14 protein-coding genes are annotated in these 18,325 nt (G+C 59.9%); 9 read left to right on the forward strand and 5 right to left on the reverse strand.

Annotated elements, in window-relative coordinates; all coding sequences use genetic code 11:
- The first annotated feature begins 37 nt into the window (after positions 1–37).
- The 4 genes from IB254_RS19300 (at position 38) to IB254_RS19315 (ending at position 6,531) form a co-directional block, all read left to right on the forward strand.
- On the forward strand, positions 38–2,422 hold the full coding sequence (locus IB254_RS19300; protein WP_192418862.1) for a hybrid sensor histidine kinase/response regulator: 2,385 nt from the start codon (positions 38–40) through the stop codon (positions 2,420–2,422).
- A 73-nt stretch (positions 2,423–2,495) separates the two neighbouring features.
- The gene (locus tag IB254_RS19305; protein WP_192418864.1) at positions 2,496–4,142 is read left to right on the forward strand and encodes an acyl-CoA dehydrogenase family protein; all 1,647 of its coding nucleotides are present in this window, start codon (positions 2,496–2,498) and stop codon (positions 4,140–4,142) included.
- A gap of 178 nt (positions 4,143–4,320) precedes the next feature.
- Entirely contained in the window at positions 4,321–5,820 is a 1,500-nt protein-coding gene (gene amn, locus IB254_RS19310; protein ID WP_177318196.1) for an AMP nucleosidase, read from the forward strand.
- Positions 5,821–5,895: 75 nt separating this feature from the next.
- Positions 5,896–6,531: a pseudouridine synthase gene (locus IB254_RS19315; protein ID WP_225602419.1), complete on the forward strand. Its 636-nt coding sequence runs from the start codon at positions 5,896–5,898 to the stop codon at positions 6,529–6,531.
- Here the strand turns inward: IB254_RS19315 and IB254_RS19320 are convergent.
- Both IB254_RS19320 and IB254_RS19325 read right to left on the reverse strand, forming a co-directional pair.
- Positions 6,526–6,735: a DUF2788 domain-containing protein gene (locus tag IB254_RS19320; protein WP_007937369.1), complete on the reverse strand. Its 210-nt coding sequence runs from the start codon at positions 6,733–6,735 to the stop codon at positions 6,526–6,528. The genes IB254_RS19315 and IB254_RS19320 overlap by 6 nt on opposite strands.
- 200 nt (positions 6,736–6,935) lie before the next feature.
- On the reverse strand, positions 6,936–7,415 hold the full coding sequence (locus tag IB254_RS19325) for an Lrp/AsnC family transcriptional regulator (RefSeq protein WP_007894448.1): 480 nt from the start codon (positions 7,413–7,415) through the stop codon (positions 6,936–6,938).
- 435 nt (positions 7,416–7,850) lie between these two features.
- Between IB254_RS19325 and IB254_RS19330 the strand changes: the two genes are divergently transcribed.
- Positions 7,851–8,879, forward strand: coding sequence for a DUF6515 family protein (locus IB254_RS19330; RefSeq protein WP_008044572.1), 1,029 nt, complete (start codon positions 7,851–7,853; stop codon positions 8,877–8,879).
- Here the strand turns inward: IB254_RS19330 and IB254_RS19335 are convergent.
- Positions 8,864–9,772 (reverse strand): cation diffusion facilitator family transporter, encoded by a 909-nt coding sequence (locus IB254_RS19335; RefSeq protein WP_192418866.1) that lies wholly within the window; start codon positions 9,770–9,772, stop codon positions 8,864–8,866. The genes IB254_RS19330 and IB254_RS19335 overlap by 16 nt on opposite strands.
- Positions 9,773–9,801: 29 nt before the next feature.
- A complete protein-coding gene (locus IB254_RS19340) occupies positions 9,802–10,221 on the reverse strand; it encodes a polyribonucleotide nucleotidyltransferase (RefSeq protein WP_192418868.1) in 420 nt (139 codons plus the stop codon).
- 110 nt (positions 10,222–10,331) lie between these two features.
- Between IB254_RS19340 and hrpB the strand changes: the two genes are divergently transcribed.
- Positions 10,332–12,848 carry an ATP-dependent helicase HrpB gene (gene hrpB, locus IB254_RS19345; protein ID WP_192418870.1) on the forward strand — a complete coding sequence of 839 codons (2,517 nt, stop codon included), beginning with the start codon at positions 10,332–10,334 and terminating at the stop codon, positions 12,846–12,848.
- 55 nt (positions 12,849–12,903) lie between these two features.
- Here the strand turns inward: hrpB and IB254_RS19350 are convergent, their stop codons facing one another.
- Positions 12,904–14,313, reverse strand: coding sequence for an amino acid permease (locus IB254_RS19350; protein ID WP_192418872.1), 1,410 nt, complete (start codon positions 14,311–14,313; stop codon positions 12,904–12,906).
- Positions 14,314–14,635: 322 nt separating this feature from the next.
- Here IB254_RS19350 and IB254_RS19355 point away from each other — a divergent pair, with 322 nt between their 5' ends.
- Genes IB254_RS19355 through IB254_RS19365 form a run of 3 tightly spaced genes read left to right on the forward strand, consistent with a single transcriptional unit; the run spans position 14,636 to position 18,316 of the window.
- A complete protein-coding gene (locus IB254_RS19355) occupies positions 14,636–15,655 on the forward strand; it encodes a TauD/TfdA family dioxygenase (protein WP_192418961.1) in 1,020 nt (339 codons plus the stop codon).
- A gap of 4 nt (positions 15,656–15,659) precedes the next feature.
- The gene (locus IB254_RS19360) at positions 15,660–17,243 is read left to right on the forward strand and encodes a phenylalanine aminomutase (D-beta-phenylalanine forming) (RefSeq protein ID WP_192418874.1); all 1,584 of its coding nucleotides are present in this window, start codon (positions 15,660–15,662) and stop codon (positions 17,241–17,243) included.
- Positions 17,240–18,316, forward strand: a complete 1,077-nt coding sequence (locus IB254_RS19365) for a pyridoxal phosphate-dependent aminotransferase (protein ID WP_192418876.1) — start codon at positions 17,240–17,242, stop codon at positions 18,314–18,316. The genes IB254_RS19360 and IB254_RS19365 overlap by 4 nt, the downstream gene beginning before the upstream one ends.
- Positions 18,317–18,325 lie beyond the last annotated feature (9 nt).

The following is an 18,325-nucleotide window of genomic DNA, read 5'->3' on the forward strand; positions in this document are numbered from 1 at the left end:
TTCCTGAGATAACCGGACAGGCCACGCTGGGGCTTAAATGCGCTATTTGCTGATGTTGCTGTTTTGCTTGCCCCTCATGGCAAGCGCAGTCGAGTTCGATGAGTTCACTCAAAGCCTGCCCTTGGGCCGAACCCTGCAAGTGTTCGAAGACACCGATGGTCAGGCGAGCATTGCCGATATCCGCGCGCAAGCCGCTGCCGGACATTTCAAGCCCCATGACAAGGCCACGCTCAACGCCGGTTACTCGCGTTCGGTGTTCTGGCTGAAAATCGACCTGCATTATCGCCCGACCAATCCCGCTGCACAGCGAACGTGGCTGCTGGAACTGGCCTATCCGCCCCTCGATCACCTTGATCTGTATTTGCCTGATGCCGGCGGTGGCTATCAATTGGCTCGTCAGACCGGCGACGCCTTGCCGTTCAGCAGCCGCGAGATTCGCCAGAACAACTACCTGTTCGATCTGAACTTCACGCCTGACCAAACGCAAACCGTGTACTTGCGCCTGCAAAGCGAAGGGTCGATCCAGGCGCCGGTCACGTTGTGGTCGAGCACTGCGTTCCTCGAAGAACAGCCGGTGCGGCTTTATGTGTTGGGCCTGATTTACGGCGTGTTGCTGGGGATGCTGGTCTACAACCTGTTCATCTACCTCAGCGTGCGCGACACCAGCTACCTCTATTACATCTTTTATATTGCCTCGTTCGGCCTGTATCAGCTGTCGGTGAATGGCGCGGCCGTAGAGTATTTCTGGCCAGACAACCCGTGGTGGGCCAACGCCGCAACGCCGTTCTTCATTGGTTGCGCTGGGTTGTTCGGCAGCCAGTTCGCCCGTAGCTTCCTGCAAACGGCGACCCTCAGCCGCTGGCTCGATCGCTTGCTGCTGGCGTTGATTGCGTTCAGTGCGGTCGTCGTCGGGTTGTCATTGATGACCAGTTACGCCCTGGCCCTGCGCCTGGCGACGACGCTGGCCCTGTCGTTCACCGTGGTGATTTTCGCCGCAGGGTTTTTCGCCTGGTGGCGCGGCTTGCGTGTGGCGCGCTATTTCATCATCGCCTGGTCGGCGTTTTTGCTCGGCGGCATCATCAATACGATGATGGTGCTGGGTTACCTGCCGAACGTATTCCTGACCATGTATTCCAGCCAGATCGGTTCGGCCATCGAGGTGGCGCTGCTGTCCCTGGCCCTGGCCGACCGCATCAACGCCATGCGCGAGCAACAGGCGCAAACCTTGTTTGATGCAGGGCAGAAGCTTGAAGTGCTCAACCAGCAACTGGCGCACAGTAACAAGCTCAAGGATGAATTCCTCGCCACGCTGACCCACGAATTGCGCACCCCCATGAACGGCGTGATCGGTTCGCTGGAATTGATGCAAACCGTCGAGATGGACCCGGAGCTGGAGCAATACCAGCAAACCGCCGCCGGTTCTGCACGCGACATGATGCGCATGGTCAACGGCATTCTTACCCTGACCGAATTGCAGGCCGGCAAGCTCAAGGCTTCGGCGTCCACCTTCAGTTTGCGCAGCGTGGTCGATACCTTGCGCGTGCAGTTCGAAGGCAACGCGTCGGGCAAGTCGCTGGACTTCAAGGTCGAGGTGACACCGGGCCTGCCAGACCGCTTGTACGGCGATAACGTCAAGTTGGCGCAATGCCTGGAATGCCTGCTGGATAACGCGATCAAGTTCACGCGAGTGGGCGGGGTGGCGCTGCGGGTCTCGGGTAAAAACGTGGAGCCCGGCAAACTGGCATTGTCCTTTGCGGTCATCGATACCGGCATCGGTTTCACCGATCTGGGCGAGGCGACGCTGTATCAGCGGTTCTTCCAGCTCGACGGCTCGATGACCCGTGAATATGGCGGCCTCGGTGTCGGCCTGGCGATCTGTCGACAACTGGTCGACCTGCTCGGCGGGAAACTCACGCACCGCTCCGAGCCAGGTCGCGGCAGCCGCTTCCAGCTTGACGTCGAGTTTGAATTGCCGGTGGTCGAGCGCGTGACAACGCCATTGATGACCCGGGAATTCCCGCGCCTGCGCTTGCCTCAGGACTGCACGGTGCTGCTGGTGGACGACAACAGCATCAATCAATTGGTGATGCGCGGCATGTTGCTCAAGCTCGGATTTCGGGTCCGCACGGCAGACAACGCAGTGACCGCGCTGGAAGTCCTGCAGCGTGAAACCTTCGACGCTGTACTCCTCGATTGTCAGCTACCGCCCCTCGACGGGGAGTCTGTCTGCTGCCAGATCCGGGACTTGCCGGGTTGTGCCGAATTGCCGGTGTTCATGATTGCCTTGAGCGCTGATCGGGAGCGCTGCCCAACCAGTGCCTTGATCGATTACCTGAGCAAACCGGTGAAATTCGAAGACTTGCAGGCCGCGTTGTATCGACGCGTGCTTTGTCCAAAACAAGGCGAAAGCGCCGACAGTTAGGCGGATATGCCACTTTGTTCGGCCTCGGGGCAGTGCTTAACTGAACTCCTTGGCTGACCTAAGGAGCCCCGTCATGAACCTGCATCAGTTCGCCGAAACCCACGAAGTCACCAACCAGCCGCCGTCGCTGGACGGCGCCAACCTGTATCGCATCGACCTGCCTTTGCAGGAGTGGTCGCGGCGTTTCGGGGCCGGGTGGGCCGAGTCGCGGATCGACACTTACGGCGCGTTGGCCGGCGGGCCGCTGATGGAAGCGGGGTTCCTGGCCAACCAGAACAAACCGGTGTTCAGCAGCCACGACCGTTACGGTCACCGCATCGATCTGGTGGAATTTCACCCGGCGTATCACGAGCTGATGCGCACGGCGATCGAGCACGGGTTGACCTCGCTGCCCTGGGCGCATCCACAGGACGGCGCCCATGTCGCCCGCGCTTCCATGACCTACCTGCACAGCCAGGCCGAAGCCGGCAGCGGTTGCCCGCTGACCATGACCTTCGCCAGTGTGCCGGCGATGCGCTTGCAAGCGGATCTGGCCAAACAGTGGCTGCCGAAAATCCTCGCCACCGAATACGACCCGCGCAATGTTGGCATGGCCCATAAGACCGGTGTCACCATTGGCATGGCGATGACCGAGAAACAGGGCGGCACCGATGTGCGGGCCAACACCACCAAGGCGTATCCGGTGGGTGCCAGCGGGCCGGGCCAGGCCTACGAACTGGTGGGCCACAAATGGTTCTGTTCTGCGCCGATGTGCGATGCCTTCCTCACGCTGGCCCAGACTGACAAAGGATTGACCTGCTTCCTGTTGCCACGCCATCGCCCCGACGACACACGCAATCAGTTCTACATCCAGCGCCTGAAAAACAAACTCGGCAATTGCTCCAACGCCTCCAGCGAAGTCGAGTTTCGCGGTGCACTGGCGTGGATGGTCGGTGAGGAGGGGCGCGGCGTTCCGACCATTATCGAAATGGTTGCCATGACCCGCTTCGATTGTATGGTCGGTTCCAGCGCCTTGATGCGTCAGGCGCTGACCCAGGCCAGTCATCACTGCGCCCATCGCAGCGTCGGCGGCAAGCTGCTCAGCGAACAACCGTTGATGCAGAACGTCCTCGCCGATCTGGCCCTGGAGAGCGAAGCCGCGCTGGCGTTGAGCCTGCGCATGGGCAAGGCGCTGGATCATCTGGATGACGGGCACGAAGCGAAATTCGCCCGCCTGGTGACCGCCGTGGGCAAGTACTGGATCTGCAAGCGCGCACCCGCGATGATCAACGAAGCCGCCGAATGCATGGGCGGTGCCGGGTATGTCGAAGACAGCATCCTGCCGCGCTTGTACCGCGAGGCACCGGTCAATTCGACGTGGGAAGGTTCCGGCAACGTGCAATGCCTGGATGTGTTGCGGGCGCTGTCGAAAGAGCCGGGCGTGCTGGATGTGCTGTTCAGCGAGTTGGGCGATGGTCACGGCGACAAGCGGCTAGCCGCGCACATCAGCCAATTGCAGGCGGCGTTCAAGGACACCAGCGATATTCAGTATCGTGCTCGGCAACTCACAGAGGACATTGCGTTGGGGCTGCAAGCCAAGCTGTTGCTGGAGGCCGGCAATTCGGCGGTCAGCGATGCGTTCATCGCCAGCCGTCTCGGCGACGCCGGTCGCGTATACGGTGCGTTGCCGCGTGGGCTGGATGTCGAAGCGATCGTCGCCCGCTCGACCCCATCTATGTAACCAACACCGAACCCCTGTGGGAGCGAGCCTGCTCGCGATAGCGGTTCAACATTCAGCAATTTTGTTGGCTGACAGTCCGTCATCGCCGGCAAGCCGGTCTCGCTCCCACATTGGATCTACTGTGGACTTGGCATTTGTGTAGCCACCACTGTTCCCGTGAAGCGACGATGCAGGCAAGATGAAGGCCTGCAAGTCAGAACACAGGATGCTGATCGTGACCGAAGCTTTTATTATCGTTCAAACCGCCGAGCAAGCCGTGGACCGGCTTGCTCACTTGCACAATCGCGCAACCACCGCACTGAGCCAGGCGCTCAAGCGTTACCTCAAGGATCGAGTTGAACCGGACGCCGAACAGCGTGCGATGTTTCGTTATCCTGAACTGCGTCTGACCTACCACTGCCAGGGCGAAGTCCCGCAAACCACCCGCGCCTACGCCAAGGTGCAGTTGCCGGGGACCTACAGCGTCACCGTCACCCATCCGGCAGCTTTCCGTAAATACCTGCTGGAACAGCTCGTGCCGTTGATGCACGACTTCACCGTGACCGTGGAAGTCGGCATCAGCCAGCAGAATATTCCTTATCCGTACGTGGTCGAGCAGGGCGATGAACTGGCCGGCTCCGGCGTCACCGCGGCCGTGCTGGCGCGGGTGTTCCCGAGTACCGATCTGTCCGCCGCCACCGATGGCATCGCCGACGGTTTGTACGATTGGGAAAACACCGACCCGCTGCCTCTGGCCCTGTTCGATGCCGCGCGGGTGGATTTCTCCCTGCGCCGCCTCGTGCACTACACCGGCAGCGACTGGCGTCATGTGCAGCCGTGGATTCTGCTGACCAACTACCACCGCTACGTTGACCAGTTCATTGTTCATGGCCTTGAGCAGTTGCGCAGTGATCCGCGTTTCGTGCGCATGGTGTTGCCGGGCAACGTGATCATCGAAAAGAGCATGGATCACGGCGAAGCGTCGGCGATTGCGGCCGGCGTGGTCTGGCATCGCTATCAAATGCCGGCCTATCACCTGATCGCCAGCGACGGTCATGGCGTGACTTTGGTGAACATCGGCGTCGGCCCGTCCAACGCCAAGAACATCACCGACCATTTGGCGGTATTGCGTCCGCATTGCTGGCTGATGATCGGTCACTGCGGCGGTCTGCGTCAGTCGCAGACCATTGGCGATTACGTGTTGGCTCACGCCTACATGCGCCGCGACGGGATTCTCGACCGGGTCGTGCCGCCGAACATTCCGATTCCGGCCCTGGCCGAAGTGCAGATGGCGTTGCAGCAAGCGGCGGCCAACATCACTGGCGAAAAGGGCGACGAGCTGAAGAAACGCCTGCGCACCGGCACCGTGCTGACTTACGACGACCGTAACTGGGAATTGCGCTGGGCCCAGGAACGCCCGCTGATCAACCTGTCCCGCGCTGTGGCGGTGGACATGGAAAGCGGCACCATCGCCGCGCAAGGTTATCGCTTGCGGGTGCCGTACGGCACATTGCTTTGCGTCTCGGACAAACCGCTGCACAGCGAAATCAAACTGCCGGGTTCGGCCAACGCCTTTTATGAGCGCGCGGTCAGCCAGCACTTGAAGATCGGTATCGAGGCGGTGGACTTGTTGCGCACCGAACTCAACTCGTTGCACTCGCGCAAACTGCGCAGCTTCGACGAGCCGCCGTTCCGCTGATTGAGAGTTGTCATGGTCATTTGGCGGTCAGGGCACTAGCATTAGCAGCCCTGACCGTTAGATGTTCTCTTCGCCATGTCCCGTCCCCAACGTCCTGTGTCCCGCCGCCCTGGCGCGAACACCCCGTCATCAGCCCTGCGCCGTGTCGCCAAAGCGCCCCCGGCCGAGCCGAAACTGATCCTGTTCAACAAACCGTTCGATGTGCTGACGCAATTCAGCGACGGCGAAGGGCGGGCGACGCTCAAGGATTTCATCGAGATTCCCGGGATTTACCCGGCAGGCCGTCTGGATCGCGACAGCGAAGGGTTGTTGCTGCTGACCAACGACGGCCAGCTCCAGGCGCGGATTGCCGACCCCAAGCACAAACTGGCCAAGACGTATTGGGTGCAAGTGGAAGGCGAGCCGAGTGCCGAGCAGTTACAGCGTTTGCGTGATGGCGTCGAGCTGAATGATGGCATGACCTTGCCCGCGCAAGCGCGGCAACTGGATGAGCCGCAACTGTGGCCCCGCAACCCGCCGGTGCGCTTTCGCAAAAGCGTGCCGACCAGTTGGCTGGAACTGGTGATTCGCGAGGGGCGTAACCGTCAGGTCCGGCGCATGACCGCAGCGGTCGGCTTGCCGACGTTGCGCCTGGTGCGGGTCAGGATCGGCGACTGGTCGATCGAAGGGCTCGATCAGGGCCAGTGGAAAGAAGTGCCGGCGCGCTTATAACGTGCCGGATTCGATCAGGCCGATCACCACGCTTTTGATCACGAACGCGGCCACGCCCAGGCCGAGCACGAAGAACAGGATGAACGAGCCGAAGCGCCCGGCCTTGGATTTCTTTGCCAGATCCCAGACGATGAAACCCATGAAAATGATCAGAATGCTGACCAGTCCGGTCATCATCCACTCTTCGAATACTGCAGGATCCATCGGACATCTCCAGCGGGGGCGGGGCTAAAAGGCGCTGGAGTATACGGCATGGGGGATTGGTGCGGCATTGACCTGCGGCAGCGTGTCGCAGCTATTCGTCGCCTTCGCGGGCCCTATCGCGGGCAAGCCTCGCTCCTACAGGTCCAAGTTGATCGAACGACGTGGACCTGTAGGAGCGAGGCTTGCCCGCGAAGGCGTCGTCAGCTACGCAGATGAGTCAGCGGCAACTCGGTGCTGTTGAGCACCTGGTTCAACACAAAACTCGATCGCACACTCGTCACCCCTTCAATCCTTGTCAGGTGCCCCAGCAGCAACTTCTGATAGTGATCCATGTCCGGCACCACCACCTTGAGCTGATAGTCCGCATCCATCCCCGTCACCAGGCTGCATTCAAGCACTTGCGGCAAGGTGCGAATCGCCGCTTCGAAATTCTCGAATCGCTCCGGTGTATGCCGGTCCATGCCGATCAGCACGTAAGCAGTCAGGCTCAGGCCAAGCATTTTGCGATCCAGCAGGGCCACCTGGCGGGTGATGTAGCCGTCGTCTTCCAGTTGCTTGACCCGGCGCGAGCACGGTGAAGGTGACAGGCCGATGCGTTCGGCCAGCTCCTGGTTGGAGATGCGCGCGTCGCGCTGCAATTCCGCCAAAATGCTCAGGTCGTATCGGTCGAGTTTGCTCATCAATCAGGCCTTTGTCATATCGATTGCGGCAGATTATCTATCCAGGGTTAAAAATTGCGCAAGTCATGTTTATTTGAGCAATCTTCGCAATCCTCTGCCGGCGCCCCAGGCCTATTCTTATCACCAGAATCACTGCTCGGACAAACAGTCCACAGCGGCTCGCCCAATCAGGCCAGTCGCGGCCGCCACCCCCACCGGGGATGTGCCGGCCCCCGAGCTGCACACTGTCCAGAAGACGGCGTGAGGTGAGCCGACGTCATAAGCGTCGAGCACGGACGAAGTTCTCAAAGGGAGGCCGACGGGTCTCCCTTTTCTTTTGCCCGCAATTTTTCACCCGCCCTCAATAAATAAGTTGCGCGACTGATAACCTGTTGCAGAACCGGCCTGTGCTTTCCCAGTCTTACGTACAGGCCCTAACCCGCAGTGAGGAAAAGCATGAAGTCGCGCATCTGGCGTTTGGCCGGTGTTGGTTTGCTGTGTGTCAGTGTCACTGCGCAATCGCTGGCCGATGAGCCGCAGAACCGGGGTCCCGACAATGGACAACGCGGTGACGGTCATCAGGGCAACAATCAGGGCCGTGGCGGCAACAATCAGCCGCGCCCGCAAAACAACGACATCATTCGTGGCGACAACAGCCGTCAGTTCGAGAACAACGGCCAGTCGCGCAATGGCGGGCAGTGGCAAAACAATCAGCCGCGAGACAACCCGCCGCGCGACTTCAACAGTCCCGTCCGGCCGCCACCGCCGCCGCCACAATTGCCGGCCAACGACTTGCCGATCCAGGGCCGGCCCGACACCGTGCGCCAGACCCAGCAGCCGCAACGTGGTTACTATCAGGACATCCCGCGAAACAATGGTTACAACCAGCAATGGCAGACCGGCGGGCCAGGCTCACGTCCCGATGATCATCATTGGGCCGGTCGCCCGAATGGCCACGGTAACGGCTGGGGCCCTGGCCCGCAGTACCGTCCGGGGCATGTGATCGACCGCTTCCCGGACCGCGACTACCGCGTGCCGTATCGTGGGCAGGATTATTTCTTCTCCGGCGGCTACTGGTATCGCCCGCTCGGCCCGCGTTATGTGGTGGTGCAGCCACCGCGCGGGATTCGCGTCAGCTACCTGCCTGATTACGCCCGTGAAGTGTGGATCGGCGGCGCGCTGTTGTTCCTGGCGGCGGGCTCGTACTACGCCTATCAGGAAAGCACTCAGGATTACGTGGTGGTCGAGCCGCCCGTGCAACCGCAACCGACCGGCAATGGCTATGACGTGGTGGCGTATCCCGCCAACGGGCAGTCGCCGCAGCAGGTCAATCAGGACGGCTACGAGTGTTATCAATACGCGGTGCAGCAGAGTGGCTTCGATCCGCGCACGGCCACCTACCAGCCGGATCCGTCGGTGGTGCAAGCCTACCGCCAGGCCCAGGGCAACTGCCTGAGCAGTCGCGGGTATCAGGTGAGTTTCTGATTTGCCCTGGCGGCCTTCACCACTTCCTGCGGGTCGGCGTGCACCAGCACCTCGGCTCGCGGGTACGCCGCATGAATTGCATCGGCCGCCTGATCGCTGATGCCGTGAGCGACTGACAGGGTCAGCTCCCCCGGCAATTCCAGGTGCAATTGCACGAACCACTGGTTGCCGGACACCCGTGTGCGCAGGTCATGCGCGCCCAGCACACCCGGTACGCTGCAGGCCAGTTCGAGCATGTGTTGGCTGACGTCTGGCGGCAGCTCCTCGTCCATCAGCACCTTAAAACTTTCCCGGGCGATTTGGATGGCGCTCCAGAAGATGTAAGCGGCGATCCCCAAGCCAAACCACGCGTCCATCTGATGCCAGCCAAACCCGGCCAGCACCAGCGCAACCAGAATGCTGCCATTGAGCAGCAAGTCCGAACGGTAATGCAGGGAATCGGCACGCACCGCGTTGGAGCTGGTGGCCTTGACGACCCGATGCTGCAACATCAGCAGGACCAATGTCAGCGCCAGGGAAAACACGATCACGCCGATGCTGATCCACGGAGCACCCACCGGTTCCGGATGCTTGAGCCGATCAAACGCCTGCAACGCAATCAGTACCGCACTGCCACCAATGAACAACGCCTGCGCCATGCCCGCCAGCGATTCGGCCTTGCCGTGCCCGTAACGGTGATCTTCATCGGCGGGGCGCAAGGCGTAATGCACTGCCAGCAGGTTGAGCAGCGAGGCGATACCGTCGAGGGCCGAGTCGGTCAACCCGGCGAGCATGCTCACCGAACCGCTCAACCACCACGCGATGGCTTTGGCGACGATCAACGTGCACGCCACCGCCACCGAGGCACGGGTCGCCAGCCGCAGCAGGCGGGCGTGTTCGGAGCTGGAAATCATAAGTGCGGCTATTCCTTTATGTGCACGGATTACGCGGCAGGTTGCAGGCCGAGCAAGGCCAGTTGCTGAGTGCTGCCTTTGTGTTGAATCAAACGTGGATCGTCCAGCGGGAAGCTGCGGCCCAGTTCGGTTTCAAGAATAGTCTGCAATTTGTGGGTATCGACCTTGCCATCGGCACCGATCGCTTCCTTGAGTTTTTCCGGTGCCACCTGCGCGGTCTCGCCCGGTGCGTAATAGATCGCGCCGGTGGCGAAGTCCACGGCAAACGCGATCAGGCCGGGGATGATGTAGAACAGCAGGCCCACGGCATCCAGCGCGGCGATAGCCGGGTCAATCTTGCCTTCGATCTGCCCGCGGCGATCAGGGTAGAAGATCGATCCGCAAGCGGTAATCTGGGTCAGCAGGGTTGCAATCAATACACCGCCAATCAGGCGAAAGGGAACACGCATATGAAATCTCCTGAGTCATCTGGAAAACGAAGCGTCGTCGATATGAATTAGGACCGCGACAAAGGTCCGGCAGTTCGCCGTTATACTCGGCCCTCTGTTTGGGAGCCAGCATGATTTCTTTGCCAATTGATGAAGTTTTACCCGCCCTGCGTGAAGCCTTGGCGACACGCCACGAAGCCGTGCTCGAAGCACCGCCCGGCGCCGGTAAAACCACCCGTGTTCCATTGGCCCTGCTCAATGAGCCGTGGCTGGCCGGGCAGACCATTCTGATGCTTGAGCCACGTCGGTTGGCTGCACGTGCGGCGGCGGAGCGCTTGGCCAGTGAGCTGGGCGAGAAGGTCGGTGAAACCGTCGGCTATCGCATTCGGCTGGACAGCAAAGTCGGGCCCAGGACGCGGATTGAAGTGGTCACCGAAGGCATTCTCACCCGGCGCTTGCAGGATGATCCGGCGCTGGAAGGCGTGGGCTTGCTGATCTTCGACGAATTTCATGAGCGCAGTCTTGATGCCGATCTGGCCTTGGCCCTCAGCCTGAATGGCCGGGAACTGTTCCGCGATGATCAGCCGCTGAAGATTCTTTTGATGTCGGCCACCCTTGAAGGCGAACGCCTGGCCGGGTTGCTCGATGACGCGCCGATCCTGCGCAGTGAAGGGCGCATGTACCCGGTGGCGATGCGCTGGGGCCGACCGTTCCAGCCCGGTGAATTCATCGAGCCGCGCCTGGTGCAAACCATCCTCGAAGCCTTGAACGATGAAACCGGCAGCCTCCTGGTGTTCCTGCCGGGGCAAGCGGAAATCCGCCGGGTGCATCAACAACTGGCCGATGCGCTGGGCGAAAACACACAGGTGTTGCTCTGCCCGTTGCACGGTGAACTGGACCTCGCCGCGCAACGCGCCGCGATTGATCCAGCCCCGGCGGGCAAACGCAAAGTGGTGCTGGCGACCAACATCGCCGAAACCAGCCTGACCATCGACGGCGTGCGTGTGGTGATCGATGCCGGGTTGGCACGAGTGCCGCGTTTCGATCCGGGCAGCGGCATGACTCGTCTCGACACGCAGCGCATCTCTCGCGCCAGCGCCACGCAACGTGCGGGGCGGGCAGGGCGGCTGGAGCCGGGCGTGTGTTATCGCTTGTGGTCGCAGGATCAACACGAGCAACTGGCGGCGTATGCCAGTGCGGAAATTCTTTCGGCGGACCTTGCCGGTCTGGCGTTGCAGCTCGGTCGCTGGGGTGTGACACCGACGCAACTGGTGTGGCTCGACGTGCCGCCCGCCGCCGCGTATGCCCAGGCTCAGGACTTGCTTGATCGCCTCGGCGCACTGGATGGCGAAGCGCTGACCCGCCACGGTCAGGCCATGGCCGAACTGCCGGCGCATCCGCGCATCGCTCATTTGCTGCTGCGCGGTCAGGCGCTGGGCTTGGCGGACATGGCGTGCGATGTCGCGGCGTTGCTCGGCGAGCGGGATATCTTGCGCGGTGCCGGCGCCGATCTGCACAGTCGACTGGTGCTGTTGTCCGGCGAAGAGCGTGCCGCACGCGGTGCTCAGGGCGGTGTTCAGCGAGCGCGGCAACTGGCGCGTCAATACCGTGGTTATCTGCGTGGCAAGGCGTCGGAACCGGTCAGCGATCCGGAGCACCCGCGCTGGCTCGGCGCCTTGCTGGCGCTGGCCTATCCCGACCGTGTTGCGCAACAACGTCGAGCGGGTGGCGCGGAATATCGCCTGGCCAACGGTCGTGCGGCGTTGTTCGCCGAAGCCGACAGCTTGATGAAACAACCGTGGCTGGTGATCGCCGATCTCGGCAGCCGTCAGGGGCAGCGCGAGGAACGGATTTATCTGGCGGCGGATTTCGATCCGGCGTTGTTCGATTCGGTGCTCGCCGAACAGGTGCGGGTGGTCGATCAGCTGGATTGGGACGAGCGCGAAGGCGTGTTACGCGCCGAGCGTCAGCGCAAGGTTGGCGAGTTGATCCTCAGCCGTGAACCGTTGACCGGGCTCGATGAAACAGCGCGCAGTCAGGCGTTGGTGAATCTGGTGCGGCGCAAGGGGCTGGAGCTGTTGCCGTGGACGCCGGAGTTGCGTCAGTGGCAGGCGCGGGTGGCGTTGTTGCGGCAGTTGGACCTTGGTAGCAAAGGCGAGAGTGAGTGGCCGGATGTCAGTGATGCTGCGCTGCTCAAAAGCCTTGAGCACTGGTTGATGCCGTATCTGGGGAAGGTCTCGCGGCTCAGTCATTTTGCCAATCTGGATCTCTCAAGCATTGTTCATAACCTATTGCCGTGGCCGCTGCCGCAACGGCTCGATGAGCTGGCGCCGCATCATTTGAGCGTGCCGTCGGGGTCGTCGATTCGTCTGGATTACAGCGAGCAGCCGCCGATTCTTGCGGTGCGGTTGCAGGAGTTGTTCGGCTTGGCCGAAACCCCGCGCATTGCCGGTGGCCGGCAGGTGGTCAAACTGCATTTGCTGTCCCCGGCGCGGCGGCCGGTGCAGGTGACGCAGGATCTGGCGAACTTCTGGCGCAGCACGTATGCCGAGGTGAAAAAGGATCTGAAGGGGCGGTATCCGAAGCATTACTGGCCGGATGATCCGTTGGTGGCTGAAGCCACCGCACGAATCAAACCCCGCAAGTAAGGACGTACGTGCCCGGCCTCAGCCGGGCGACATGTCGTCCGAGATTTGCAATCGTTCAGGCCTCCCCGTAGAGAGCCTGCGAAACACTGCGTTTGTGCTTGATGCCATGGCAGATCCACATCAACGCAACCCATATCGGTATCGCATACACCGCCATCTGATAGATGGGGTCCAGCAGCATGACGCCCAATATGAACACCACGAATGCCAGGCAAACATAGTTGCCGTAGGGGTACCACAGCGCCTTGAACCGCGATGTCTGTCGGGTGTTGTTCATGTGTTGGCGAAATTTGATGTGGGACAGGCTGATCATCGCCCAATTGATCACCAGCGTCGCAACTACCAGAGACAACAGCAATTCCAGGGCATGCTGCGGGATCATGTAGTTCATCAGCACCGCGATCAGGGTCACGGCCGCCGACGCGAGGATGGAGCGCACGGGGACGCCGCGCCTGTCGATCCTGACCAGGCTTTGCGGGGCGTCACCTTGCTCGGCCAGGCCCAGCAATATGCGGCTGTTGCAGTAGGTGCCGCTGTTATAGACCGACAGGGCGGCGGTCAGAACCACGAAGTTGAGAATATGCGCAGCGATGGCACTGTCGAGCATCGAGGCCGCCTGGACGAATGGGCTTGCACTGTAGCTATCGCCCGACGCATTGAGTGATATCAACAGACTGTCCCACGGCGTCAGCGACAGCAGCACCACGAGCACTCCGATGTAGAAAATCAGAATGCGGTAGATCACCTGGTTGATGGCTTTGGGGATCACTGTGCGAGGTTTTTCCGCCTCGGCAGCGGTGAAACCGAGCATTTCCAGGCCGCCAAAAGACAGCATGATGATTGCCATGGACATCGCCAGCCCGCCCAGCCCATGGGGGAAAAAACCGCCGTGTTGCCACAGGTTGCTCACCGAGGCTTGTGGCCCTGCGTTGCCGCTGACCAGGAGATAGCTGCCCATGGCAATCATGCCGATCACGGCCAGGACCTTGATGATTGCAAACCAGAATTCGGCCTCGCCAAATATTTTGACGTTTGTCAGGTTGATTGCATTGATCAGCACGAAGAAGACTGCGGCCGATACCCAGGTCGGAATCTCTGGCCACCAGTAGTGCACGTATTTGCCGACGGCTGTCAGTTCGGACATGCCAACCAGGATGTACAAGATCCAGCAGTTCCATCCCGACAGGAAGCCGGCAAACCCGCCCCAGTACTTGTGGGCGAAATGGCTGAAAGAGCCGGCAACGGGTTCTTCAACAATCATTTCGCCCAGTTGTCGCATGATCATGAAGGCGATGAAACCGCAAATCGCGTATCCCAGGATGATTGAGGGGCCGGCGGACTTGAGTGCTCCCGCCGAGCCCAGGAACAGGCCGGTACCCACTGCCCCACCCAGGGCGATCAGTTGAATGTGTCGATTTTTCAGGCTGCGCTTCAGCTCGCCCGGGCGCGCATTGGGTCCACTCATGAGAAGGGGCTCACGTAAGGTTTGATGGGGAGCGTTGCAGGGGGCTTGTGGCGGCAATCACTCAGTAGCGATGAAGTGCCTGCGTATGCAGCGAGTGATTGCGGCTTTTCCATGGTCATACAGTCTTCGAATCCTTGAATTATTTTCATATATATCAACCAGTTGGGTTGTTTTTGCGGCACGAGCTGCGGCGAGTTCGCGCGTGCAGCTGCAAAACATCTAGCGGAAGAAACATATTTCTATTTGTTGAATTTGTAAATGGGGAGTGGTATTCAATGCATCGCAGACGGAGATGCCGACGATTCCAGGGAAGTGAGGAGTGATGAAAGTGAAGGGCAGTGATACACAAGGGACATTCGATTTCGTGGCCAGCGGATACGCTGATCCGCACCGCTATTTTTCAGATGCCGCGAACGACATCCATGCACACCTGCTGAATGACGGGGCCGTTGTCATTCGCGGCGCCGGTCAGTGTCGTGACCCTGGCGTGTTTGAAAAGGCCATTGGCGCACTGGGCTTCCAGACCCGGGATTACGTCGGCGGGAGCTCTCCACGCTCGACTATTCAGGGCAAGGTCATGGAAGCGACCCGCACACCTCCCGCGTGGTCAGTCATCCTCCATCAGGAAATGGCCTATGTGAAAAGTCCGCCCGAGATCATCGCTTTCGTATGCGTTGAGCCTGCCGGGAAGGGCGGCGAATCTGTCATCGGGGACATGCGCAAGCTGGAGCATCTGGTTGATCAAGTGACATTGAAACGACTGACCGATCGCGGCCTTAAATTGCGCAGGACCTTACCCTGCGAGGCGCGGGTCAATCTCAAGCCCGGGGTCAAGAAGAGCTGGCAGGAGACGTTCTCCACCAACTGCGAGGCCGAAGCAGAAGTGCTCTGCCGAGCGCGGGGTTGGGACTTCGAATGGAGCGACAAAGACTTGGTCCTTTGGCAGGACTGTATCGCTCCGATGCGTCAGCATCCTCGTAAAACGGCAAGCATCTGGTGCAATCAAGCGCACTTCTGGGGTGCTGCAGCCATGATCGAATGGGCGCGTATCGATGGTCGAGAGCAGGACGCCAGTGAACTGATAAACGCGCGCAGCAAGAGCCCGGAACTGCTGGAAGCCATGTGTTTTGGCGATGGTGAACCGCTACCGGAAGATCTCACCCTCGAGCTGTTCCACACCGTCAGAGGGTTGGAACGAGATGTCGATCTGGGGGAGGGCGATCTTTTATTGCTCGATAATCTTCAGTTCGCTCACGGCCGGCGCGCATTTTCGGGCAATCGAAAAATCAACGTGATCATCGCCGATTGGGCTGATGGTCAGTCACATGTAGCTCAGGGATGAAAAGATGACGATTCAGGAAAAAAACTTCACGTCGGATAGCACGTTTGTACTGACTCCCGGCGTCGATGTCTGCCTCAAGGACCTGATCAGGTTTGCCGCGCCCGGAAAAAAAGTGGTCGCGTCGCTAGCCACCCGGCAAAGGGTCCAGGCGTCGAGAGAAGCCTTGGAAAACCTCGTCGCGCAAGGGGCGGTCATCTATGGTGTGAATACTGGAATGGGGGGCTTCGTTGACCACCTTGTGCCAATCGAGAAAGCCCATGAACTCCAGTCCAATCTGATTCAGGGTGTCTCGACAAACGTCGGCGAGCGCTTTCCGGACAGCGTCGCCCGCGCAACGATGTTTGCGCGAATCGTATCCTTGTCGCGCGGAAACTCGGCGATCTCGCTGGAGAATTTTGATCGCTACATTGCCATCTATAACGCCGGTCTCATTCCCGAAATTCCGAGCAAGGGCTCTCTCGGTACCAGCGGCGACCTGGGGCCGCTGGCGGCTGTCGCGCGGATGCTGACCGGGGACGGATATGCCTATCTCGAGGGTGCCCGCATCCCTGCGGCGCAGGCGCTTGAGCAGTTGGGCCTGGCACCGCTTCACCTGAGTTACAAAGAAGGGCTGGCGCTGATCAACGGCACTTCCTGCATGGTCGCGGTCGCAGCGATGAATGTGGTCGAGTCCAGGGACTTGCTTGAGCAATACACCTCGATTTCCGCTTTCTCTTTCGAAGCGTTGCAGGCTCGCGTGCGTCCGTTCCACCCTGACGTTCATCAGTTGAAACCGCATCTGGGCCAGCAAAAGATTGCCCAGGCCATCTGGGACGATCTTCAAGGGTCGGAACTGGCGATCGACGATATTGAATTGTCGTCGCAACTGAGCGCGCTGCGTACAGACCAGGTTCGCCAGGAAGATATGCCCATCGAGGATGCATACTCCATTCGCTGCACCCCGCAGATTCTGGGTCCGGTTCTGGAGACCATCGAATTCGTCGAACGCGTGGTCACCAACGAACTGAACTCATCGAACGACAATCCATTGATCACGCCCGAGAATGGCCAGGTTTTTCACAATGGCCACTTTCACGGGCAGTACATCGCCTCGGTCATGGACTATCTGACGATCTCCATGATCACGATGTGCAACCTCTCCGATCGCCGAATCGATCGCTTCCTGAAGAAAGCAAACAGCAACGGTCTCCCGTCATTCCTGTGTGCGGAAAATGGCGGCCTGCGTTTCGGCCTCATGGGGGGGCAATTCATGTCCGCTTCCCTGACGGCAGAAAACCGTTCCCTGGCTACGCCGGTCTCGATCCAGACCTTGACCACCACGGGGGATTTCCAGGACGTGGTTTCATTCGGCCTTGTGGCTGCGCGGCGTGTGGCCGAGGTGCTTCAGAACACGCGCTATGTCATTGCCTTCGAGTTGATATGTGCTGCCCAGGCCGCGGATATCAGAGGTTGCACGAAACTGGGACCCCAGGGCCGCTCCTGGCACGGGCGAGTGCGTGAACTTATCCCTTATCTGGATCGGGATGTCGCCTTGACCGGGTATCTGGAAAAAATTGTCGCCCAGGTTTTGGGAGGGCAGGGCCGATGAGTTCGTCAGTCAAGGAGTCTGTGCTCGCGGGCAGGGAGCCGTCGGCAGTGGGCGCCAATAGTGTCCGACTGCATGCCAACGAAAATCCGCTGGGCGCGTCTGGCCTGGCACTGCATCTGTGCGTGTCGATGCCGTCGTTGTTGAGCGAATACCCTGAGGTGACTTACAAGTCTCTTCGCTCGGCAATCGGAGAGCGCTGGAGTGTTGATTCCGAGCGGGTGGTTGTAGGGGCAGGTTCTGATGAATTGATCGATATTTCTTTGCGTGGCTTGTTGAAACCAGGCAGCCGCATCGTGGCTCTGCACCACAGTTTCAAAATGTACAAAATCAGATCAGCGTTACTGGGGGCCGAATACAGTGAGATTTTTCCAGCCGCTGGTCAGGGCTATGAAACAGCGCTGAAAATCGCCCTTGAGAAAAAGCCGGATGTGGTTGTGCTGGTAAATCCATCCAACCCTCTGGGTGACTATTTACCGCCATCTGAACTGTTGGCGCTTGTGGCCGCCATTCCGAAAAGTACCACGGTCATTATCGATGAAGCGTACGCGGAGTTCGCGCCGGATCGGGAAAACTCCGCAGGCGTTCAGATAGTGAACACTCGGGAAAACTCGATATGCCTGCGGACGTTTTCAAAAGCGTACGGCATTGCGGGATTACGTCTTGGTTGGGCTTTTGCCAGCGCGGACCTGGTCCCGGTACTTCAATCGCGGCGCGCGCCCTACAACGTCAGCTCGTTTTCTGCCCTTGCGGGAGAATACGTGCTCCAGGACTCTGATCATCTGGACAAGACTGCGGCGCATTGTCTTGCCTGGGGGCAGGAAATTGTGAGCCTGTTCAAGGCCTATGGCATTCAAGCCAGAAGCCAGTACGTCAACTTTGTATTCGTGGAGTGCGTCAGCCAACACAACTGCCAGGATTTGCATGGCTATCTGGAAGGCGAAGGCTTCCTGACTTCGCAGTTGACCGATTATGGCCTGGATACATGCCTCAGGATCTCGTTCGGGAGTGAGGAACAGATGACAAGACTGTGTAATGTCCTGAGGAAAAAACTGGAAACCCATGAGCGCCACTGAGGCCAACAG

Origin of the sequence: Pseudomonas sp. PDM03, assembly GCF_014852385.1 — a bacterium.
GTDB classification, from domain to species: domain Bacteria; phylum Pseudomonadota; class Gammaproteobacteria; order Pseudomonadales; family Pseudomonadaceae; genus Aquipseudomonas; species Aquipseudomonas migulae.